Origin of the sequence: Chryseobacterium sp. X308 (assembly GCF_020733145.1) — a bacterium.
In the GTDB taxonomy this organism is placed as follows: domain Bacteria; phylum Bacteroidota; class Bacteroidia; order Flavobacteriales; family Weeksellaceae; genus Chryseobacterium; species Chryseobacterium cupriresistens.
The window spans coordinates 1-20,020 of sequence record NZ_JAJFZH010000001.1 but is presented as its reverse complement, the minus strand read 5'-3'; the positions used below and the strand labels follow the sequence as shown (position 1 = coordinate 20,020).

Annotated in this window: 16 protein-coding genes and 1 riboswitch; of the genes, 13 read left to right on the top strand and 3 right to left on the bottom strand. The window is 37.7% G+C overall.

Annotated features, from left to right (window positions below; genetic code table 11):
• Window positions 1–49 precede the first annotated feature (49 nt).
• The 3 genes from LIV57_RS00080 to LIV57_RS00070 all read left to right on the top strand — a co-directional run bounded on the left by LIV57_RS00080 (window position 50) and on the right by LIV57_RS00070 (window position 2,246).
• Window positions 50–373 (top strand): four helix bundle protein, encoded by a 324-nt coding sequence (locus LIV57_RS00080; protein ID WP_227941367.1) that lies wholly within the window; start codon window positions 50–52, stop codon window positions 371–373.
• A gap of 103 nt (window positions 374–476) precedes the next feature.
• Window positions 477–1,799, top strand: a complete 1,323-nt coding sequence (locus tag LIV57_RS00075; RefSeq protein WP_227940842.1) for a DUF58 domain-containing protein — start codon at window positions 477–479, stop codon at window positions 1,797–1,799.
• Window positions 1,800–1,826: 27 nt separating this feature from the next.
• On the top strand, window positions 1,827–2,246 hold the full coding sequence (locus LIV57_RS00070; protein ID WP_227940841.1) for an OsmC family protein: 420 nt from the start codon (window positions 1,827–1,829) through the stop codon (window positions 2,244–2,246).
• Window positions 2,247–2,322: 76 nt separating this feature from the next.
• Here LIV57_RS00070 and LIV57_RS00065 read toward each other — a convergent pair whose 3' ends face one another.
• Window positions 2,323–4,938: an MGH1-like glycoside hydrolase domain-containing protein gene (locus LIV57_RS00065; RefSeq protein WP_227940840.1), complete on the bottom strand. Its 2,616-nt coding sequence runs from the start codon at window positions 4,936–4,938 to the stop codon at window positions 2,323–2,325.
• Window positions 4,939–5,126: 188 nt separating this feature from the next.
• Window positions 5,127–5,233, top strand: a riboswitch (SAM riboswitch).
• A 61-nt stretch (window positions 5,234–5,294) separates the two neighbouring features.
• Between LIV57_RS00065 and LIV57_RS00060 the strand changes: the two genes are divergently transcribed.
• The 7 genes from LIV57_RS00060 (at window position 5,295) to metF (ending at window position 14,886) form a co-directional block, all read left to right on the top strand.
• Window positions 5,295–6,233 (top strand): alpha/beta fold hydrolase, encoded by a 939-nt coding sequence (locus LIV57_RS00060; protein ID WP_227940839.1) that lies wholly within the window; start codon window positions 5,295–5,297, stop codon window positions 6,231–6,233.
• Window positions 6,234–6,238: 5 nt separating this feature from the next.
• Window positions 6,239–7,777, top strand: coding sequence for an ACT domain-containing protein (locus LIV57_RS00055; RefSeq protein WP_227940838.1), 1,539 nt, complete (start codon window positions 6,239–6,241; stop codon window positions 7,775–7,777).
• 96 nt (window positions 7,778–7,873) lie between these two features.
• Window positions 7,874–9,034, top strand: coding sequence for an O-succinylhomoserine sulfhydrylase (locus tag LIV57_RS00050; RefSeq protein ID WP_110008597.1), 1,161 nt, complete (start codon window positions 7,874–7,876; stop codon window positions 9,032–9,034).
• A 37-nt stretch (window positions 9,035–9,071) separates the two neighbouring features.
• Window positions 9,072–10,082 carry a homocysteine S-methyltransferase family protein gene (locus LIV57_RS00045; protein WP_202840782.1) on the top strand — a complete coding sequence of 337 codons (1,011 nt, stop codon included), beginning with the start codon at window positions 9,072–9,074 and terminating at the stop codon, window positions 10,080–10,082.
• Between the two features lie 83 nt (window positions 10,083–10,165).
• Entirely contained in the window at window positions 10,166–11,257 is a 1,092-nt protein-coding gene (locus LIV57_RS00040) for a fatty acid desaturase family protein (protein ID WP_227940837.1), read from the top strand.
• 1 nt (window position 11,258) lies between these two features.
• Entirely contained in the window at window positions 11,259–13,919 is a 2,661-nt protein-coding gene (metH, locus tag LIV57_RS00035) for a methionine synthase (RefSeq protein ID WP_227940835.1), read from the top strand.
• A gap of 7 nt (window positions 13,920–13,926) precedes the next feature.
• Window positions 13,927–14,886, top strand: a complete 960-nt coding sequence (gene metF / locus LIV57_RS00030) for a methylenetetrahydrofolate reductase [NAD(P)H] (RefSeq protein ID WP_110008601.1) — start codon at window positions 13,927–13,929, stop codon at window positions 14,884–14,886.
• Between the two features lie 53 nt (window positions 14,887–14,939).
• Here metF and LIV57_RS00025 read toward each other — a convergent pair whose 3' ends face one another.
• Together LIV57_RS00025 and LIV57_RS00020 are read right to left on the bottom strand one after the other, a co-directional pair.
• Window positions 14,940–15,647, bottom strand: a complete 708-nt coding sequence (locus LIV57_RS00025) for a hypothetical protein (RefSeq protein ID WP_227940832.1) — start codon at window positions 15,645–15,647, stop codon at window positions 14,940–14,942.
• An 87-nt stretch (window positions 15,648–15,734) separates the two neighbouring features.
• Window positions 15,735–16,886 carry a hypothetical protein gene (locus LIV57_RS00020; RefSeq protein ID WP_227940831.1) on the bottom strand — a complete coding sequence of 384 codons (1,152 nt, stop codon included), beginning with the start codon at window positions 16,884–16,886 and terminating at the stop codon, window positions 15,735–15,737.
• Window positions 16,887–16,988: 102 nt separating this feature from the next.
• Here LIV57_RS00020 and folE point away from each other — a divergent pair, with 102 nt between their 5' ends.
• The 3 genes from folE (at window position 16,989) to cysS (ending at window position 19,683) form a co-directional block, all read left to right on the top strand.
• Window positions 16,989–17,654 carry a GTP cyclohydrolase I FolE gene (gene folE / locus LIV57_RS00015; RefSeq protein ID WP_002983392.1) on the top strand — a complete coding sequence of 222 codons (666 nt, stop codon included), beginning with the start codon at window positions 16,989–16,991 and terminating at the stop codon, window positions 17,652–17,654.
• Window positions 17,655–17,660: 6 nt separating this feature from the next.
• Window positions 17,661–18,092, top strand: a complete 432-nt coding sequence (locus tag LIV57_RS00010; protein ID WP_227940829.1) for a DinB family protein — start codon at window positions 17,661–17,663, stop codon at window positions 18,090–18,092.
• Between the two features lie 124 nt (window positions 18,093–18,216).
• A complete protein-coding gene (gene cysS, locus LIV57_RS00005; RefSeq protein WP_227940827.1) occupies window positions 18,217–19,683 on the top strand; it encodes a cysteine--tRNA ligase in 1,467 nt (488 codons plus the stop codon).
• Window positions 19,684–20,020: the final 337 nt, after the last annotated feature.

The following is a 20,020-nucleotide window of genomic DNA, read 5'->3' as shown; positions in this document are numbered from 1 at the left end:
TAGCAGTTGATTGTGAGTGAATGTTTAAAGATTTACAAAATTATTATGTATCGCAAATTTTAAAGAACTTTTAGTCTGGCAGAAATCTATTGATTTTGTTACTGAAATCTACAGAACTACAGAAGCTTTTCCTAAGGATGAGATTTATGGCTTGACCTCACAAATCAGAAGGGCTGGTGTTTCTATACCCTCCAATATTGCAGAGGGAAACTCCAGGAGAAGCAAACCTGATTACGTACAATTTTTAAAAATATCAAGAGGCAGTTGTGCAGAAGTAGAAACACAATTAATTATTTCAAAAAATCTCAAATTTTTAAATGAAAATGAGCATTTAAAATTAAATGAAAAGATTATAGAAATATCCAAATGTTGAACGGACTCATTAACTCATTACAATAATACAACTGTGAGACCTATTGTGCGTTCACCTAATCTCATAACCTGTAACCTATCATCTGCAACCTGCCACCTAACCAATGAAAAACTTATACATCAATACACGTTTCTTTTTTGCACTCATCGGAGTGGGGATTCTGTATGTCCTTGCATTTTTCTTTCCGGTGCTGATGTGGGTTGCCCATATCGCACTCCTGATTTGTTTTTTGGCAGCAATGGTGGATTTTCTGTTGATTTTTAATCAGAAGAATGCATTGCAGGTTCAAAGGATTCTGCCGGAAAAATTGTCCAATGGAGATGAGAATTTCGTGAAAATTGACATTAAAAATAATTACAGCTTTACTGTAAACACTAAAATCATTGACGAAATCCCGTTCCAGTTTCAGAAAAGAGATTTTCTGATCAAAAAACAGATCACTTCCGGAGCAAATACATTTTTTCAATATTCATTAGAACCTAAAGAAAGGGGAGAATATCATTTCGGAGGTTTGAATGTGTACGCATCATCACCAATAGGATTGATTTCAAAAAGATTTATTTTCCAGAAAGATGCGATGCTTCCTTCCTATCCATCCTTTATTCATCTCAGAAAATATGAGCTGATGGCCATTCAGAGTGAATTTTTATTAGGCGGAATCAAGAAAGTCAGAAAGCTGGGACATACCATGGAATTTGAGCAGATCAAAGAATATGTGCCCGGAGATGATATCAGAACGATCAACTGGAAAGCAACTTCGAAAACGAATCGTTTAATGGTTAATCAGTTTCAGGATGAGAAATCACAGCGTATTTTTATGCTGATTGATAAAGGAAGAACCATGAAAATGCCTTTCAACGGATTGAGTTTACTGGATTATTCCATAAATGCAACCATGGCGCTGTCTCATATTATTTTGAGAAAAGGAGACAGAGCCGGAATGATGACCTTTTCCAAAAAAGCTGAAAATAAAATTGCTGCTGATAATAAATCCGGACAGCTGAAAAAAATCTCTGAAGCTCTTTATAATATCAAAACAGATTTCTTCGAAAGTGATTTCAACAGATTGTATCAGGATGTAAAATATTCCATCAACCAGAGAAGTTTAATTCTGCTTTTTACCAATTTTGAAACGTTAGACGGACTAAACCGGCAGCTGAAATATCTTCGCGGAATTGCAAAAAACCATTTGCTGGTCGTGGTATTCTTTAAAAATTCTGAACTGCAGACGCTGATCAACAAAAATCCTGAAAGTATGCAGGAAATTTATGACGAGATTATTGCAGAAAAATTTGAGTTTGAAAAGAAACTGATCATCCAGGAACTCCGTAAATATGGAATCTATACCGTTTATACCCTTCCGGAAAATTTGAATATCGATGTTATCAATAAATATCTGGAGATAAAAGCGAGAGGAATTTTATAACTTTGTAGAAGCAATAAGCAATAAGCAATGAAAATTACACTTAACAGAATAAACGACGATTTTTTATTTGAATGTACAAATGCTCAGGGAAATTCTATTCTTTTGGATAATACTTCCCAGCCGGGAGCAAAAGGGGTTTCCCCAATGGAAAGTGTACTGATGGCTGTGGCAGGCTGCAGCGGAATTGATGTAGTTTCTATTTTAAAGAAGCAGCGTCAGGAGATCAGAAGCTTTCAGGCAGAGGTAGAAGGAGAGAGAGTACAGGTAGAAGATGCGAAACCTTTTAAATCAATTAAAGTTAAATTCCTTCTGGAAGGAGAAATTGATCCTAAAAAAGCATTAAAGGCCGCAGAGCTTTCTTTTGAAAAATACTGTTCCGTATCAAAAACATTAGAACCGAATGTGGAAATCGGATACGAAGTATTTGTGAACGGAGAAAAAATTTAATCTCTTATATAAAATAGGAAAAGCCGGATGTTTCATCCGGCTTTTATATTACTCATTACCAATTACTCATTGCTTATTAAAAGGTGAGCCTTGGTTTTATCAGTTTTGCTACAGTGGCTGTCCATCCTGTCTGGTGAGAAGCACCCACACCACGGCCGTTATCACCATGGAAATACTCAAAGAAGGTTATATAATCTCTGAAATGCTCATCATAATTGAACTTTGGATTCCCTCCATTGAACGCCCTTTGGCCATGTTCATCCTTTAAAAATATTGAGCAGAGTCTTTTGCTGATATTCTGGGCTACTTCATCCAGGTTTCTTTTATCACCGCTGCCTGTTGGAAGTTCTACTTTCAGACTGTTTCCATAATAATAATGGAAGCGCTGCAGACTTTCCACAATCAGGAAATTGATAGGAAACCAGATGGGACCTCGCCAGTTGCTGTTTCCGCCAAACATCCGGCTGTCACTTTCGGCAGGTGTATAGTAGACCATATTTTCAGTTCCGTGCACAGAAAAGATAAAGGGATTTTCTTCATATACCTTAGACATGGCGCGGATTCCGTAAGAACTCAGGAACTCGTTTTCATCAAGCATTCTGGTCAGAACTTTTGTCAGTCTGTTTTTACGAAGTATGCTCATCAGGTGTTTGCGTCCGTGTCCTTCCTCGTCCCAATGGGAAACGAGTTTGGTAAGCTCCGGTTTATTTTTTAAGATCCACTCCATTCGGGTTCTGAAATTCGGCATCTTTTCCAGTAAGCGATGGTCTACAATTTCAACAGCAAACATGGGGATCAAACCAACAATACTTCTTAATCTCAAAGAAACACTGTCTCCGTTTCCAAGCTGCAATACATCATAGAAAAATCCATCTTCTTCATTCCAAAGCCCTTTTGTGCCTTCACCAAGATTTTCCATAGCCTCAGCGATATAAAGATAATGTTCAAAAAACTTGATGGCCATATCTTCATACACCTGATAATATTGGGCAAGTTCCATCGCAATACGCATCATATTCAATGCATACATGGCCATCCAGCTGGTTCCGTCTGCCTGTTCGAGGTGCTGGCCATCCTTTAAAACCATATTCCGGTCAAAAGCTCCGATATTATCGAGACCCAGGAAACCTCCACCGAAAATATTTTTTCCGTTTTTATCCTTTCGGTTCACCCACCACGTGAAATTGAGCAGGAGTTTCTGGAACACTTTTTCTAAGAATAATAAATCCGGCTTTCCGTTATTTTTTTCATCAATTTTAAAAACACGGAAACAAGACCATGCGTGCACCGGCGGATTCACATCACTCATATTCCACTCATACGCAGGAAGCTGTCCGTTAGGGTGCATATACCATTCTTTCGTAAGCAGTAACAGCTGTCCCTTGGCAAACTCTGCATCGATGATGGAAAAAGGAACACAGTGAAACGCCAGGTCCCACGTTGCATACCATGGATATTCCCATTTATCAGGCATGGAAATAATATCCTTGTTATGCAGATGATTCCACTCTGTATTTCTTACATATTCATTGAAATTTCTTGGCGCTTCAAAATTAGGATCACCTTTCAGCCATTTTCCGATATTATAATGATAAAACTGTTTGTTCCAGAGAAGCCCGGCAAAAGCCTGTCTCTGTACATTTCTCTCATCTTCGTTAACGGTATCACTCTGAATTTCCTGATAAAACTCTTCAGCTTCAGTCTGCCGGGCATTGAAAATTTCATCAAAGTTTTCAAAAGGCTCATCGGCTTCATCCGGGCACAATCTGAATTCAAAAACCTTTGATTCTCCGGCTCCGATAAGCTCATCGATCAGGAAAGAAGCTTTTGTCCCCTTTTTTTCAGGGTTTACCGTATCCGTTTGATGGATAATATAATTATTGATTCCGTCTTTGAAATAGGTGTTTTCAACTGCAGGAGCTCCGTAAAGCTTAGAAGTATTGGTTTCATTATCACAAAATACACTTTGTGCATTTGAATTTCTGGAATACAGCTTCCTGATCGAAATACTGTCGTGGGCAATATTGATACTTCCGTCATGAGAAGCATTGAGTTCTGCCTTATAGGTGTTGTATCCCCATTTCCAGTTATTTCTGAACCATGCTGTAGGTGCCACCACAATAGGTGCCTCATGCTGGCTTCGGTTACAGACCGTTACCCTGGCCAGAATATCATTGTGATCAGCCTTACAGTATTCAATGAAAATATCGAAATACTCATCATTATCAAAAATCCCGGTGTCGAAAAGCTCATACTCAGGCTCCTTTTTGCTGCGTTTTCCATTTTCGGTTAGAATATCATCATAAGGAAACTCATTGATCGGGTACTTATACAGCATTTTCATATAGCTGTGGGTAGGCGTATTATCCAGGTAATAAAAGATTTCTTTGATGTCTTCCCCATGGTTTCCCTGAGGATTGCTCAAGCCAAAGAATCGTTCTTTTACCATTTTATCTTTCTTGTTCCAGAACGAAAAAGCAAAGCATAAAAGCTGCTTTACATCAGAAATTCCGGCAATACCTTCTTCGCCCCAGCGGTAGGCGTAGCTTTCGGCATTATTATGATTGGTAAAATTCCAGGCATTCCCGTTCGGGCTATAATCTTCACGTACATTTCCCCACTGCCGGTTGCTTACATAAGGTCCCCAGTTTTTCCATTTGGTATCTTGTAATCTATCTTTTTCGGCGGTCATATGGCATCATTTTTCAATACGAAGTTAGTTTTTTTGAGAAGTAATTCCAATTTTTTTCATCTGAACAATTATTAATATGGTCTTGGAATACTTGTATTTAAGGGCTTTTTTAAATATTAAAATAATTTTTTTTTGAAATTAAAAGAAAAGAACTACCTTTGCACCATTCGTTCATTCAAATATTGAAAATGTTATCAAGAAAGGTTGAGGGATTAGACCCTATGAAACCTTAGCAACCCTTTGCGCAAGCAAAGAAGGTGCTACGTTCTACCAAATAATTTTGGACAGATAACTCACTGAAGTTCTTTTTCAGCCATTTCCTGTGGCATTTTCAATTGTATTAAAATTTAATAGAATTGAAAACAGAACTAAACTATATTAATCTTTCTTATCAAACTCATTCCCAAAAGGAATACCATATCCCGTTGAGCTATCAGCTCTTTGGGAAAGATCTGTTTACAGCCCCAGTTATCTTAATCAACCATGCTCTTACCGGAAACTCAAATGTATCCGGAGAAAAAGGCTGGTGGAAACAGCTGGTAGGAAAAAATCAGATTGTTGATACCGATCAATATACCGTTCTGTGCTTCAATATACCAGGAAACGGATACGACGATTTTTTAATTGAAGATTATGAAGACTTTACTCCTTCAGATATCGCTGCGATATTTCTGAAAGGGCTTGAAGTTTTACAGATCAAAAACTTATATGCCATTATGGGAAGCTCTCTGGGAGGAGGAATTGCCTGGGAAATGCTGGCCCAGCAGCCGGATCTTGCGGAGATTTTTATTCCTATTGCCTGCGATTACAGAACGCACGACTGGCTTCATGCACAGTGTCTGGTTCAGAAATTTTTATTAAATGATAAGGAAGAACCATTACAGAAGGCAAGAATTCATGCTATGTTGTGTTACAGAACTCCACAGTCGCTCAATGACAGATTTCAAAACCAATATAATCAGGAAAAACAACGCCTGGAATCAGAAGACTGGCTGGTTTATCATGGTAATGCACTAAACGAAAGATTTAGTTTAAAAGCTTACAAATTGATGAATCATCTCTTAATGAATATAAATGCTGCTGATACAGCACTGGAGAACATTCAGGCACGAATGCACATGATCTCCGTAGATACAGATTTATTTTTCCCGGCTTCTGAAATCCGAATGTGTTTTGAAAACTTAAAAGAGAAAAATAAAGATGTTTCTTATCACGAGATCCAATCTATACATGGGCATGATGCCTTCCTAATGGAATATCAACAATTAAATAATATCATTAAAAACATTTTATAGAAGTAATGAAAAATGCTAACGAAATAAAATTTTTGAAGAACAGATCAATCGTCAAATTTGAAGGAGAAGATTTCCTGGGAGAAATCGGGATTGACGGACGAATTTTTAAAGCGCTTACTTTGGCGCGTATCAGTGTAGGAGTAATCTCTCAGCAGGCCGTAGAAAACGGAATCTCTATTCTGGTTCATGAAAATGATGCAGAGAAGGCAGTGGCTTGTCTTATCGATGAATTTGAAGCAGAAAGAAAATCAGGAAAAGTTTCTCAGATTTATAGTATCAATAATGTTTCTGTGATTGGTTTTGTAGCAGAAGATTTCAATAAAGTTTTTGCTGAGCTGGCAAGAAATAATGTTTTCCCGTTACTTTTAAATCAGGTGGCAGGAGAAAACAGAGTCAATATCGTAGTGACCTCTTCGCAGGATGAAAAAACAAGAAATATCATAGAATCTGAAATTTTCAAAAAGCCAAAGACCGTTCATCTGGCAATTATTGGTCACGGAAACGTAGGTAAAACCTTGATAGAACAGGTACTTGAATCTGCAGAAGAAATTAAAAAACGTAAAAAAATAGACCTTAAAGTAGTTGCGGTAGCCAATTCAAAGAAAATTGCCTTCAATAAAAAAGGGTTTGATGCCAATTGGGGCGATGAGGTTTTAACAGCAGAACGGCCGTCAAATGTTGAAGAACTGATTAATTTCTCCAACGAAAATCAACTGGAAAATCTGATCGTTGTGGATAACACAGCAAGCAAAGATTTTGTTAAAAACTATCATGCCCTGGCAGAAAACGGTTTCGATCTGGTTTCTTCCAACAAGATTTTCAATACCCTTCCGATAGAAGAATACAGAAAACTAAGATATACGTTGAATAAAAATAACAGACGTTACCTGTATGAAACCAATGTTGGGGCTGGATTACCTTTAATTGATACCATCAAATTACTGCACCTTTCAGGAGAAAATATCACAAGAATCAAAGGCGTATTCTCAGGAACATTGAGCTATGTGTTCAATAATTTTTCTTTGAGAGATGATAAATTTTCAACCATCATCAACGAAGCTTTGGAAAAAGGATACACAGAACCGGATCCGAGAGAAGATTTATCAGGAAATGATGTAGCACGAAAATTATTGATCCTGGCGAGGGAATTAGACTTAATCAACGAGTTCGGAGATATCAATATTCAAAACCTGGTTCCGGAAAGCTTACTGGAGGTTTCAAAATCAGAATTCCTTTCAAGACTGGAAGAACTGGACGAAGAATATCAGAAAATAAAAGAAAACCAGGAGCCCGGACATGTATTGAGATATGTGGGAGATCTACACGGAGATTTACAGAAAGATAAAGGTGAACTGGATGTAAAACTGGTTTCTGTTCCTGCAACTTCAGCATTGGGACAACTGAAAGGTTCAGACTCCATCTTTGAAATCTACACAGAAAGCTATGGAGAAAATCCAATCGTGATTATGGGAGCCGGAGCTGGTGCAAAGGTAACCGCAAGAGGAGTATTCGGAGATATTTTAAGAGTAAGTGAAACCAAATAATATTTAATGTAACAGTGTATCAATGTAACAGTTTGTCATTCTGAGCATAGCGAAGAATCTTATTGATATACTGTTAAATTGACAAATTAAAACTATATGGAAAATTTTGAAACATCAGCAATAAGAACCCAGACTGAAAGAACCCAGTTTGACGAACATTCTACACCATTATATCTTACCTCCAGTTTTATATTTCAGGATGCGGAGGATATGAGAGCAAGCTTTGCAGAAGAAAAACCAAAAAACTTATACAGCCGTTTTTCCAATCCTAATGTAACAGAATTTACAGATAAGATTGCTAAAATGGAAGGTGCAGAAGCGGGATATGCCTTTGCGACAGGAATGGCCGCCATCTATTCTACATTTGCGGCGTTATTGAATGCTGGTGATCATATCGTAAGCTGCCAGTCGGTGTTCGGGTCGACACACACTTTGTTTACCAAATATTTCCCGAAATGGAATATTGAAACTTCTTATTTCAAGGCAGAAGATGCAGCGAATGTGGAGCAATACATCAAACCTAATACAAAGATCTTATACCTTGAAACTCCTACCAATCCGGCTATCGAAATTCTGGATCTGGAGTTTTTCGGACAAATTGCAAAAAAACACAACCTTATTTTCATTGTAGATAACTGTTTTGCAACACCTTATCTTCAGCAGCCTATCAAATATGGTGCAGATATTGTTGTACACTCAGCAACGAAACTGATTGACGGACAAGGAAGAGTTTTAGGAGGAATAGCGGTAGGAAAAGAAGACCTGATCAGAGAAATTTATCTTTTCGCAAGAAATACAGGGCCTGCATTGTCTCCTTTCAACGCCTGGGTATTATCAAAAAGTTTGGAAACATTGGCTATCCGTGTAGAAAAGCATTGTGAGAATGCCTTGAAAGTAGCGGAGTTTTTAGAAAGCCATCCAAATGTTGAACTGGTAAAATATCCATTCCTGAAATCCCATCCAAGCTATGAAGTAGCCAGAAAGCAGATGAAACTTGGAGGAAATATCGTAGCCTTTGAAATAAAAGGAGGAATAGAAGGAGGAAGAAACTTTTTAGACAAGATACAAATGTGTTCATTGTCCGCCAACTTAGGGGATACAAGAACGATCGTTACGCACCCGGCATCCACGACACACTCCAAACTGTCAGACGAAGAAAGAAATGAAGTAGGTATTACTGCAGGACTGGTACGTTGTTCAGTAGGATTGGAAAATGTGGATGATATCATTGCAGATTTAAAACAAGCTTTGGATTAATCCAAATAGCAACTGGTTTTAGCCAAAAAAGATTAAAATGAAAAATTCAGAACAATTATATAAAGCTTTATCCGAAAGAATTTTAATTCTTGACGGAGCGATGGGTACCATGCTTCAGAGATACAAATTCGAAGAAGAAGATTACCGTGGGGAGCGCTTCAAAGACTGGGAACATCCGGTAAAAGGAAACAATGACCTGCTTTCTCTGACACAGCCTCAGGCGATTGAAGAAGTTCACAAGAAATATCTGGAAGCCGGAGCAGACATCATTGAAACCAATACGTTCTCAGGAACTACGATTGCCATGGCAGATTATCATATGGAAGATCTGGTATACGACCTGAACTATGAGTCAGCAAAAATTGCCAGAAAAGCCTGTGATGAATACACTGCAAAAAATCCGGATAAACCGAGATTCGTCGCAGGATCTATCGGACCTACCAACAGAACCGCAAGTTTAAGTCCGGATGTAAATGATCCGGGATACAGAGCCATTACTTTTGAAGAATTGAGAGTAGCATACAAGCAGCAATGTGAAGCGCTGCTGGATGGAGGTTCAGATATTCTTCTGGTAGAAACCATCTTTGATACACTGAATGCGAAAGCAGCTTTATTTGCGATTGATGAACTGCAGGATGAAAGAGGAATTAAGATTCCAATTATGGTTTCAGGAACTATTACAGATGCTTCAGGAAGAACATTGAGTGGACAGACCGCGGAAGCTTTTCTGATCTCAGTTTCCCACCTGAACTTACTAAGCGTAGGTTTCAACTGTGCATTGGGAGCAGATCAGCTGACACCTTACCTTGAAACACTGGCTCATAATTCAGAATTCTATGTTTCAGCATACCCGAATGCCGGTTTACCAAATGCTTTCGGAAAATATGATGAAACTCCTGAGGACATGGCAAGACAGATTAAAGAATATGTAGAGAAAGGATTAATCAATATTATTGGAGGATGCTGCGGAACTACCCCTGAGCATATCAGGGCGATTGCAGATCTGGTGAAAGATTATCCGCCTAGAAAATTGAAAGAATTTGTCTGATTTGATAGATTTTTTTAATTAAAATCAAGAATGAAGGCTCGGTTATAAATATTATCTTTAAATAAACCACAAAATTTAATGTAATGGAAAAGCCGATTTACTTAAAAGATTCAGAAGATGTTAAGCTTTTTAATGAGTTGAGGAAGAAAGTAAACCAAAGGGTGGAAGGGATTTCTGAAAACAGGGACATCTATATTCAGATTAAAGCAGTTATTCTGCCGATGATCTATCTGGGATTATATGTTCTGGCTCTTTTGAATGCTGAAAAACACTGGATCTATATTCTGAGTTTTGTTTTAATGGGAATCTCTCTGGTTTTGATTTATTTAAACTTAATCCACGAAGCGGCCCATAATAACATTTATAAGAGTAAAAGACTCAATGGGCTGATTCTTCACATTTTTGATTTTATAGGAGCCAACTCCTATATCTGGAAAAAAAGACATATCGCAAGCCATCACGCCTATCCTAATGTAGATGGATGGGACACGGATATAGAACAGAGCGGACTGCTTTTAATCGTACCGTGGATCAAAGCGAAAGGTATACAGAAGTATCAGGATAAGTTTTTCTTTTTAGTATATCCGTTGTATTTGTTCAACTGGATGTTTATAAGAGACTTCAGAGACTTTTTTGATAAAGAAAGGGTGATTTTAAAAACCCAGGGAAAGATACCCACCATTGAAAAAGTAAAAATGATAAGCTATAAGCTGTTCTATTTCTTTTATCAGATCGTGGTTCCTGTAGTGTTCTTTAAAGTATCAATAGGACTGGCTTTAGGAGCGTGGTTTTTACAGGTGATATCAGCAAGTATTTTTGCATTGTTTGTTTTACTGCCTTTGCATCCGCTTCCTGATAATGCCTTTCCAAAATTAAATAAAGAGAATGGTCTGCCGTTTAGCTGGCTTCGCCACCAGTTGGAAGTAACCAATGATCTCAAAGAAAATAACTGGTTTGTAAGAAATGTGTTGGGAAATTTCAATTTTCACGTTGCTCACCATCTGTTTCCCAATTACAGTTATATGTATTATAATGAAATTACAGAGGAGATTGAAGAATTTGCTAAAGAACATGGTTTAGCATACAAAAGATTTCCGCTGATTACGGCTTTAAGTAAGCATAGGGATTTATTGAAGCAGAATGCCAATAATGCCTACTATATTTTAGAAGAATAAAATGAAGTATTTAAGATTATCAGGCCTCGAGCCTCTTATCATAACCCCGGAAAGTAATTTCATCAACGTTGGTGAAAGAACGAATGTTGCCGGTTCCAAAAAATTTTTAAGACTGATTAAAGAGGAGAAATTCTCTGAAGCATTAGATATTGCCCGCCATCAGGTAGAAGGAGGTGCTCAGATTCTGGATGTTAACTTTGATGATGGTTTGATTGATGGAAAAGCATCCATGATCAAATTCCTGAACTTAATTGCCTCGGAACCGGATATTGCAAGAATCCCGATTATGGTAGATTCTTCCAAATGGGAGATCCTTGAAGCAGGTCTTCAGGTAGCTCAGGGAAAATGTGTCGTGAATTCCATCAGCTTAAAGGAAGGCGAGGGAGAATTTATCAAACATGCCAAGGCCATCAAAAGGTATGGTGCAGCTGTCATTGTAATGGCATTTGATGAGGTAGGGCAGGCTGACAATCTTGAACGAAGAATTGAAATCTCAAAACGGTCCTATGATATTTTGGTAAACCAGATTGGTTTCCCCGCAGAAGATATCATTTTCGACTTAAATATCTTCCCGGTAGCAACTGGGATGGATGAGCACAGAAGAAATGCCATCGACTTTATTGAAGCTACACGCTGGGTAAGACAAAACCTTCCATACGCATCCGTGAGTGGAGGAGTGAGTAATGTTTCCTTCTCCTTCCGTGGAAATGATACGGTAAGAGAAGCCATGCATTCTGTTTTCCTTTATCACGCGATTCAGGCAGGAATGAACATCGGTATTGTAAATCCGGCTATGCTGGAGGTTTATGATGAAATCAATAAAGAATTGCTGGAGCTGGTAGAAGATGTAATTCTGGATAAAAGAGAAGATGCTACAGAAAGACTTCTCGACTATTCTGAAAAGCATAAATCAGTTAAGAAAGAAAAAACTGAAGACTTAGAATGGAGAAACAATCCCCTACAGGAAAGGATTACCCATGCTTTGGTAAAAGGAATCGACCGTTTTATTGAAGAAGATGTAGAAGAAGCAAGACAATTGGCAGAAAGACCACTTCACGTCATCGAAGTGAATCTGATGACCGGAATGGGAGTGGTAGGAGATTTATTCGGAAGTGGAAAAATGTTTCTTCCACAGGTAGTAAAATCCGCAAGGGTAATGAAAAAGGCAGTAGCTTATTTACAGCCTTTCATTGAAGCAGAAAAAGACGGAACAAAACCTGCTAACGGAAAAATCTTAATGGCAACGGTAAAAGGAGACGTACATGATATCGGTAAAAATATTGTGAGTGTCGTTTTAGGTTGTAACAACTATGAAATTGTTGACCTTGGTGTAATGGTTCCCGCCGAAAAGATTATTCAGACTGCCATTGAAGAAAAAGTAGATGTTATTGGACTAAGCGGACTGATTACCCCAAGTTTGGATGAAATGGTGTACATCGCTTCAGAATTAGAAAGACAGAATTTAGATTTTCCATTATTAATCGGTGGTGCTACAACGTCAAAAGCACATACCGCAGTCAAAATCGATTTGAAATATAAAAATGCTGTCGTTCATGTGAATGATGCTTCAAGAGCGGTAAACGTGGTAAGCTCATTGCTGGGTGACAGAAATAAAGAATATGTTTTGGATTTAAAGAATGACTACTCTGATTTCAGAGAAAAGTTTCTGAACAGACAGGTGGATAAAGATTATGTTTCCATTAAAGAAGCAAGGGAAAATCACTTTAAAATTGACTGGGAAAAAGAAGAAATTTTCACACCGAATCATCTTGGGATAAAAGTAATTGAAAATCAGGATCTGAGAGAACTTCTTCCTTTCATCGACTGGTCTCCGTTTTTCAGAAGCTGGGATCTTCACGGAAAATACCCGAATATTCTGGAAGATGAGGTGGTAGGAGTTCAGGCGAAAGAACTATTCAAAGATGCTCAGGTTATTTTGAGTAGAATTCTGGATGAGAAACTGTTAACCGCAAAAGCCATCTTCGGAATCTTTAAAGCCAATTCCAATGAATCTGATGATATTTTAATTTTTGATGAAAATAATAATGAGCAGGCAAAATTTTTAACTCTAAGACAGCAGGCCCAAAGATCAAAAGGAAAAGACTATCTGGCACTCAGTGATTTCATTGCTCCTCAAAGCTCTGGAAAAACCGATTATGTGGGAGCTTTTTGTGTAACCACAGGATTTGGAACCGATGAGCTGTCTGCGGAATACGAAAAAGCCAATGATGATTACAATTCTATCATGGTCAAAGCTTTGGCAGACCGTTTTGCAGAAGCTTATGCCGAATTCTTACATAAAAAAGTCAGAACAGAATACTGGGGATATGCCAATCAGGAAAACTTAAGCAACGAAGAGCTTATTGCCGAAAAATATAAAGGAATCCGTCCGGCTCCGGGGTATCCGGCATGCCCGGACCATCTGGAGAAGAAAACCATCTGGGATCTTTTAAAAGTAGAAGAGAATACTGGGGTTTTCCTTACAGAAAGCCTTGCCATGTTCCCAACAGCATCTGTTTCCGGATATTATTTCGGAAGCCCGCATGCCAAATATTTCGGATTAGGAAAAATTACAGAAGACCAGCTTGAAGATTATGCAGCAAGAAGAGGTTGTAGCATCCAGGAAGCGAAAAAATGGTTGTCACCCAATTTAGCAGATTAACATTAACATGAAGATAACAGAACACATTAAAAACGCAAATGGAAAAACTTTATTCTCCTTAGAAGTTGTTCCACCACAAAAGGGAATAGGTATTGAAGATCTTTATACGAACATAGATCCGTTGATGGAGTTCAAACCTCCTTTCATTGATGTTACCACATCCAGAGAAGAATATATCTATCTGGACAAAGGAAATGGCTTGATGGAACGACGTATTACAAGAATGCGCCCGGGAACACTGGGGATTTGTGCAGCCATTCAGCATAAATATAATGTTGATACAGTGCCACACCTTCTTTGCGGAGGATTTACAAAAGAAGAAACAGAATATCTGCTGGTAGATTGTATGTATCTTGGAATAGATAATGTAATGGCTTTAAGAGGTGATGCCATGAAAGGGCATCAATATTTTGAACCTACTCAGGGAGGACACGCCAGTGCAATGGATCTTGTCAACCAGATTAATGATCTGGGAAGAGGGAAATATCTTCATAACGAAGAACAGGTTTGTGATGAACTGAACAAATTCTGCATCGGTGTTGCTGGATATCCCGAAAAACACATGGAAGCCCCTTCCATGAACTATGACCTTAAATGGCTGAAACAAAAAGTAGATGCCGGAGCAGATTATATCGTTACGCAGATGTTTTTTGACAATAAAAAGTATATTGAATTCGTTCAGAAAGCAAGAGAAATGGGAATTACGGTTCCGATTATTCCGGGAATCAAACCTATTGCAACAAAGAAACATTTGAAAATCCTGCCACAGGTATTCAAAATAGACCTTCCCGAAGAACTCATCAATGAAGTGGAAAATGCAAAGAATAATGAAGCCGTAAAACAGATCGGAATAGAATGGTCCATTGCGCAATGCAAAGAATTGCTGGATTTTGGAGTTCCTGTTCTGCACTTTTACTCAATGGGGAAAAGTGATAATATTAAAAAAGTAGCCGGTGAGCTATTCTAATAAAAGTACCAAAATGAAGGAACCCCTGTGAATTTCACAGGGGTTTATTTTTTTTATTGATTTAAGAACTTAACCAATTTGATGAGGTCTTCTTCTTTGTTGATTTTAATATTGTTAGATTTTGCAAAGTTTTCAATTTCATCCTTTTTTGCAGGGAAGGCCTCTGTAATATCTTTTATTTTCTTTGGTTTTTTAATATATCCTGATTCTGTTTTGATATAGTAAACAGGATCTAATGTTTTAAAAAAAGCCGCTTTATCAGTTGCATATGAATTGGCTGCAGGGATGGCATCTTGAAATTTAACCTTTATTTTTTTGAAAAGTGGTATTTTACCATTAACTAATTCAAAAAAATAACCACTCAGTTCATCATTAGTTTTTAATAATACCATTGTGCTTTTTGGCGATAAAATCTCAATTTTGGAAAACTGTTCATCTTTAGGCAGGACTAATGGTTTACCTTCTTTCTGAAATTCCACTTCATCCTTGTAGCTATTGTATCTTACAGGTACTTTTTCAAAGTTTTCAGCTACTTTAGCAAGATGAAACTCTGAATTGTAATAAGGAGAACCTGCTATTTCATCATACTTTAATGCTCTCCCATAGTTTTCTGATCGTACTCCGAATACTGCGTGATCTCCTCCAAGGCTGTTTACAGACATTGTACTTGAGTAGCCGGATGAGTAGTTGTCAGGAGTAAAATCTTGTGCATATACAATACATGAAGCAACCAATAAGGCACTTATAATTACTTTTCTCATTTTGTTAGTTTTATTAAAGTTTTCAAAGTTATTTTCAAAAATACGATTATTATTCTTAAAATAATGAAGTTTTGTTAAAGTATTTAACTATAGTCTAGTGTGTCTCTCAAATTCCTTATTTCTGTCAAACAAATACCGGTAAGTAGCAAGCTTGCGCGTTACTGTGGTGTCAAGAGTTTCTGCAATCTTGATCATTTTTGGATTAAAATCACCAATCCATTGAAGCTCCGTAATGGTAAAATCCGTATGTTTTCTCAAATGCTGAGTTCCTTCCCAGATCATATATCCGTCAATACCTTTCTTCTGCCATTCGGGGACAACACCAAAAACAAGCCCCACCATTTTTTCATTCTTTTTAAAACGTTTTAAAAACAAAAATTTAAGCTTTTGAAAAATCCCGAATTTCCCGTTCAGATATTTAAACCACTGGTTGAGATCAGGAATATTGATCCACATCGCAATCGGCTTTTCGTTTTCGTATACAAACCAGGAGATATGTTCATTGATGATAGGTTTCATGGTGTTGAACATCTTCAGAACTTTTGCTTGTTCAAGATGCTTTCCTTCTCCATGAGATGCCCATGCTTTATTATAAATCTCTGTAAAGTCTTTGGCAAACTTCGGCAGATTATTCTTTTTCATAGATTGTGCAGAAATCGCAGGATTTCTTCTGTTCTTTTCATGCGCAATGGTGAAGATTCTTGAGACTTCTGCAAATATGGGTCTCGTAAAACAAAGCTGCTCAAAATAAATCTGAAACCCATAATTCTCAAAAAGATTTTTGTAATAAGGGAAATTGTAATTCATTCCAAATAAAGGCTCAATAAAACCTTCAATTAAAAGTCCCCAGAATTTATCCCGTTCCCCAAAATTGATAGGTCCGTCCATTGCTTCCATTCCTTTTCTTTGAAGCCACTCCTTACAATGGTCAAAAATAAAATTGGCAGTTTCCTGATCATTAATACAGTCAAAAAAGCCAATTCCTCCCGTAGGCTGCTTTTGCTCATAACAGCCGTTTACAAAAACAGCTACTTTTCCAACGGTATTGCCATTCTTTTTAAACAGAAACCTTTTACATTCTCCGTTTTTAAAGAATTTATTCTTGGCAGGATCAAAAATCTCCTCAATATGTTTATCTAAAGGCCGGATATAATTTTTGTCGTGTTCATAAAGGCGGGCCGGGAATTCCAGAAATTCCCTTTTATGGAGTTGGTTTTGTACTTCTTCGACAATAATCATAGGCTTTTTAATCTGAGCTGGTTATAAAAGATAATGTTTTTCATCCTAATTGAATATAGATGAACAGATATTATCCGTATTTTTGCTGCAAATTAAATAAAAATGGTTGATTTTACTGATAACGACGATGATATTTTCACTGGAAAAGAACATACGCCTATAAGGGAAGATGCTTTTGATAAATCGCCACAGGAAAAAATTGAAAAAATTACTGAGCTTTTTGGTGAAATTATGGAAACGTTGGGATTGGATATGACAGATGACTCTCTGAAAGATTCTCCAAGACGTGTTGCCAAAATGTATGTGAACGAGATTTTCGGAGGACTTCTTCCTGAAAACAAACCAGGAATCTCCACTTTCTCCAACAAATACAAATACCGCCAGATGCTGGTGGAAAAGGATATCACGGTATACTCTTTTTGCGAGCACCACTTTTTACCGATTATAGGTAGAGCCCATGTTGCTTATATTTCCAATGGCGAAGTAATTGGTCTTTCAAAAATTAACAGAATTGTTGATTATTACGCGAAAAGACCACAAGTTCAGGAAAGGCTTACCATGCAGATTGTAGACGCATTGAAAGAAGCATTGGGAACGAAAGATGTAGCCTGCATTATTGATGCAAAACACCTTTGTGTCAACTGCAGAGGAATAAAAGATACAGCAAGCTCCACAATTACTGCGGAACTCAGTGGTATTTTCAGAACAAACCCTATCACAAGACAGGAATTCTTACATTACGTGGGAAGTCATGCAAAGCTTGATTAATAAACAATGAACTACCAGATCCTTAAAAATATTATTGATGCAGAGCTCCAGAGATTCCAGACAATTTCTGAAGACGAATGGAATTACAAATATGCACCGGAAAAATGGTCCAAAAAAGAAATTATTGGCCATCTTTGTGACAGTGCTTTAACAAATATCCGTAGATTTGTTGTAACCCAATACAAAGAGAACGAGAATATCGTTTATGATCAGAACTTTTGGGTGAAAGCTCAGAACTATCAGAATGTTCCTGTTTCAGATCTTATTGATCTGTGGAAATCCTTGAACTATCAGATTGTTCATATTGTAGAAAATATCCCGGATGAAGCATTACAAAGAACCTGTGATACTAGCAAAACAGAACCGCAGGTTTATACGTTGGAGTTTATTATCAATGATTATGTAGATCATCTGCATCATCATTTAAAAGCGATTTAATTATGATAAAATTTAAAAAAGTTTCAGATAAGATTTTTATCACGACAATTATTTGTTGTGACAAAAGTATTTTTTAACTCAATTTTGAATCTTTAAAATCATTAAATCTTTAACTTAAAAATAAATGCAATTAAAATTATATAACTCCCTTACAGCGGAAAAAGAAATATTCAAACCTATCTTGGAAGGAAATGTCGGAATGTATGTCTGCGGACCTACCGTGTACAGTAATGTACATTTGGGAAATGTAAGAACTTTCCTTTCTTTCGACTTTATCTACCGTACTCTGATGCATTTGGGATACAAAGTAAGATATGTAAGAAATATTACCGATGCAGGTCACCTTACCGATGATGGAAATGTAGATAATGACAGATTCGTAAAACAAACCAGACTTGAAAAGCTGGAACCTATGGAAATTGTACAGAAATACACCGTAGATTTCCACAAAGTACTGGATATGTTCAACTTACTTCCTCCAAACATTGAACCTACTGCTACAGGACATATTGTAGAGCAGATAGAATTAACCCAAAAGCTGATTGAAAGAGGTTTTGCCTACGAAAGCAACGGTTCAGTATACTTCGATGTATTAGAATACAACAAAAGAGGACTGAACTACGGTGAACTTTCAAAACGTAATATAGAAGAGCTTTTTGCCAATACCAGAGACCTGGACGGACAAGGAGAAAAGAAAAACCCACAGGATTTTGCATTGTGGAAAAAAGCATCTCCAGCTCACATCATGAGATGGAATTCCCCTTGGGGAGAAGGTTTTCCGGGATGGCACCTTGAATGTACAGCAATGAGTACAAAATATCTTGGTGAAACATTCGATATCCATGGAGGAGGAATGGATCTTAAATTCCCTCACCACGAATGCGAAATTGCACAAGGCAAAGCCTGCAACGATGTCGCACCGGTGAATTACTGGATGCATGCCAATATGCTGACGATGAATTCTCAGCGTATGAGCAAATCTACAGGAAACTATATTCTGCCCATGCAGCTGGTGACAGGAGATAACGACTTCTTTGAAAAACCGTTCCACCCTTCAATTGTACGCTTCTGCTTCCTGCAGGCGCACTACCGAAGCGTTCTGGATATTTCAAACGATGCCATGATAGCAAGCGAAAAAGGATTTATCAGATTAATGGAAGCTGTGAAAGTATTGGCTTCTATTACCCCTGATGATTCAAAACAATCTGGTTTCAGCCTGAAAGAATGGAAAAATAAAGCCTATGAAGCATTAACAGATGACTTTAATTCGCCAATCCTGATTGCTCACCTGTTTGAAGCGGTGAAATATATCTTTGCTCTGAAAGATGGCAAAGAAACAATTGCAACAGAAGATCTTGAAGACTTAAAGTCAACACTGAATGCTTTCATCTTCGACGTTCTGGGATTACAGACCGTAGAAGAAAATAACAATGAAAAACTTGATCAGACCTTAAAAGTTTTGATCGAATTGAGAAACCAGGCAAGAAAATCCAAAAACTTCGAACTTTCAGACCAGATCAGAGATAAACTGCTTGCAGAAGGTATCGAATTAAAAGACGGAAGAGACGGAACATCATACGTTCTTAACTAGAAATATAACTTCGTTTTATCCCCATTCCGTAGGAGTCCCACATATTTAGGATTCTTACGGAATGTTTTTTTATATCCTCCAGAGGATCCATCAGGATTTCAAATTCCTCTTTTATTCCCTCTTTACCATTACATTTAATTTCTTCCCTCTCAAACTCTCAAACTCTCGAACTCTCGAACTTTATTAGGAGCTATTTCCTGCTATCCATTTATACTCCTCGCGCCCTCGCCCTCCAATGCTCTCACCATGAGCGAAGCCAAAGGGCCCCCACACCTAAAACCCACCACCCTCTGGCGCAAGCTGCGGGGTAACCATTGCTATCAGGGCTAGGGTAGGA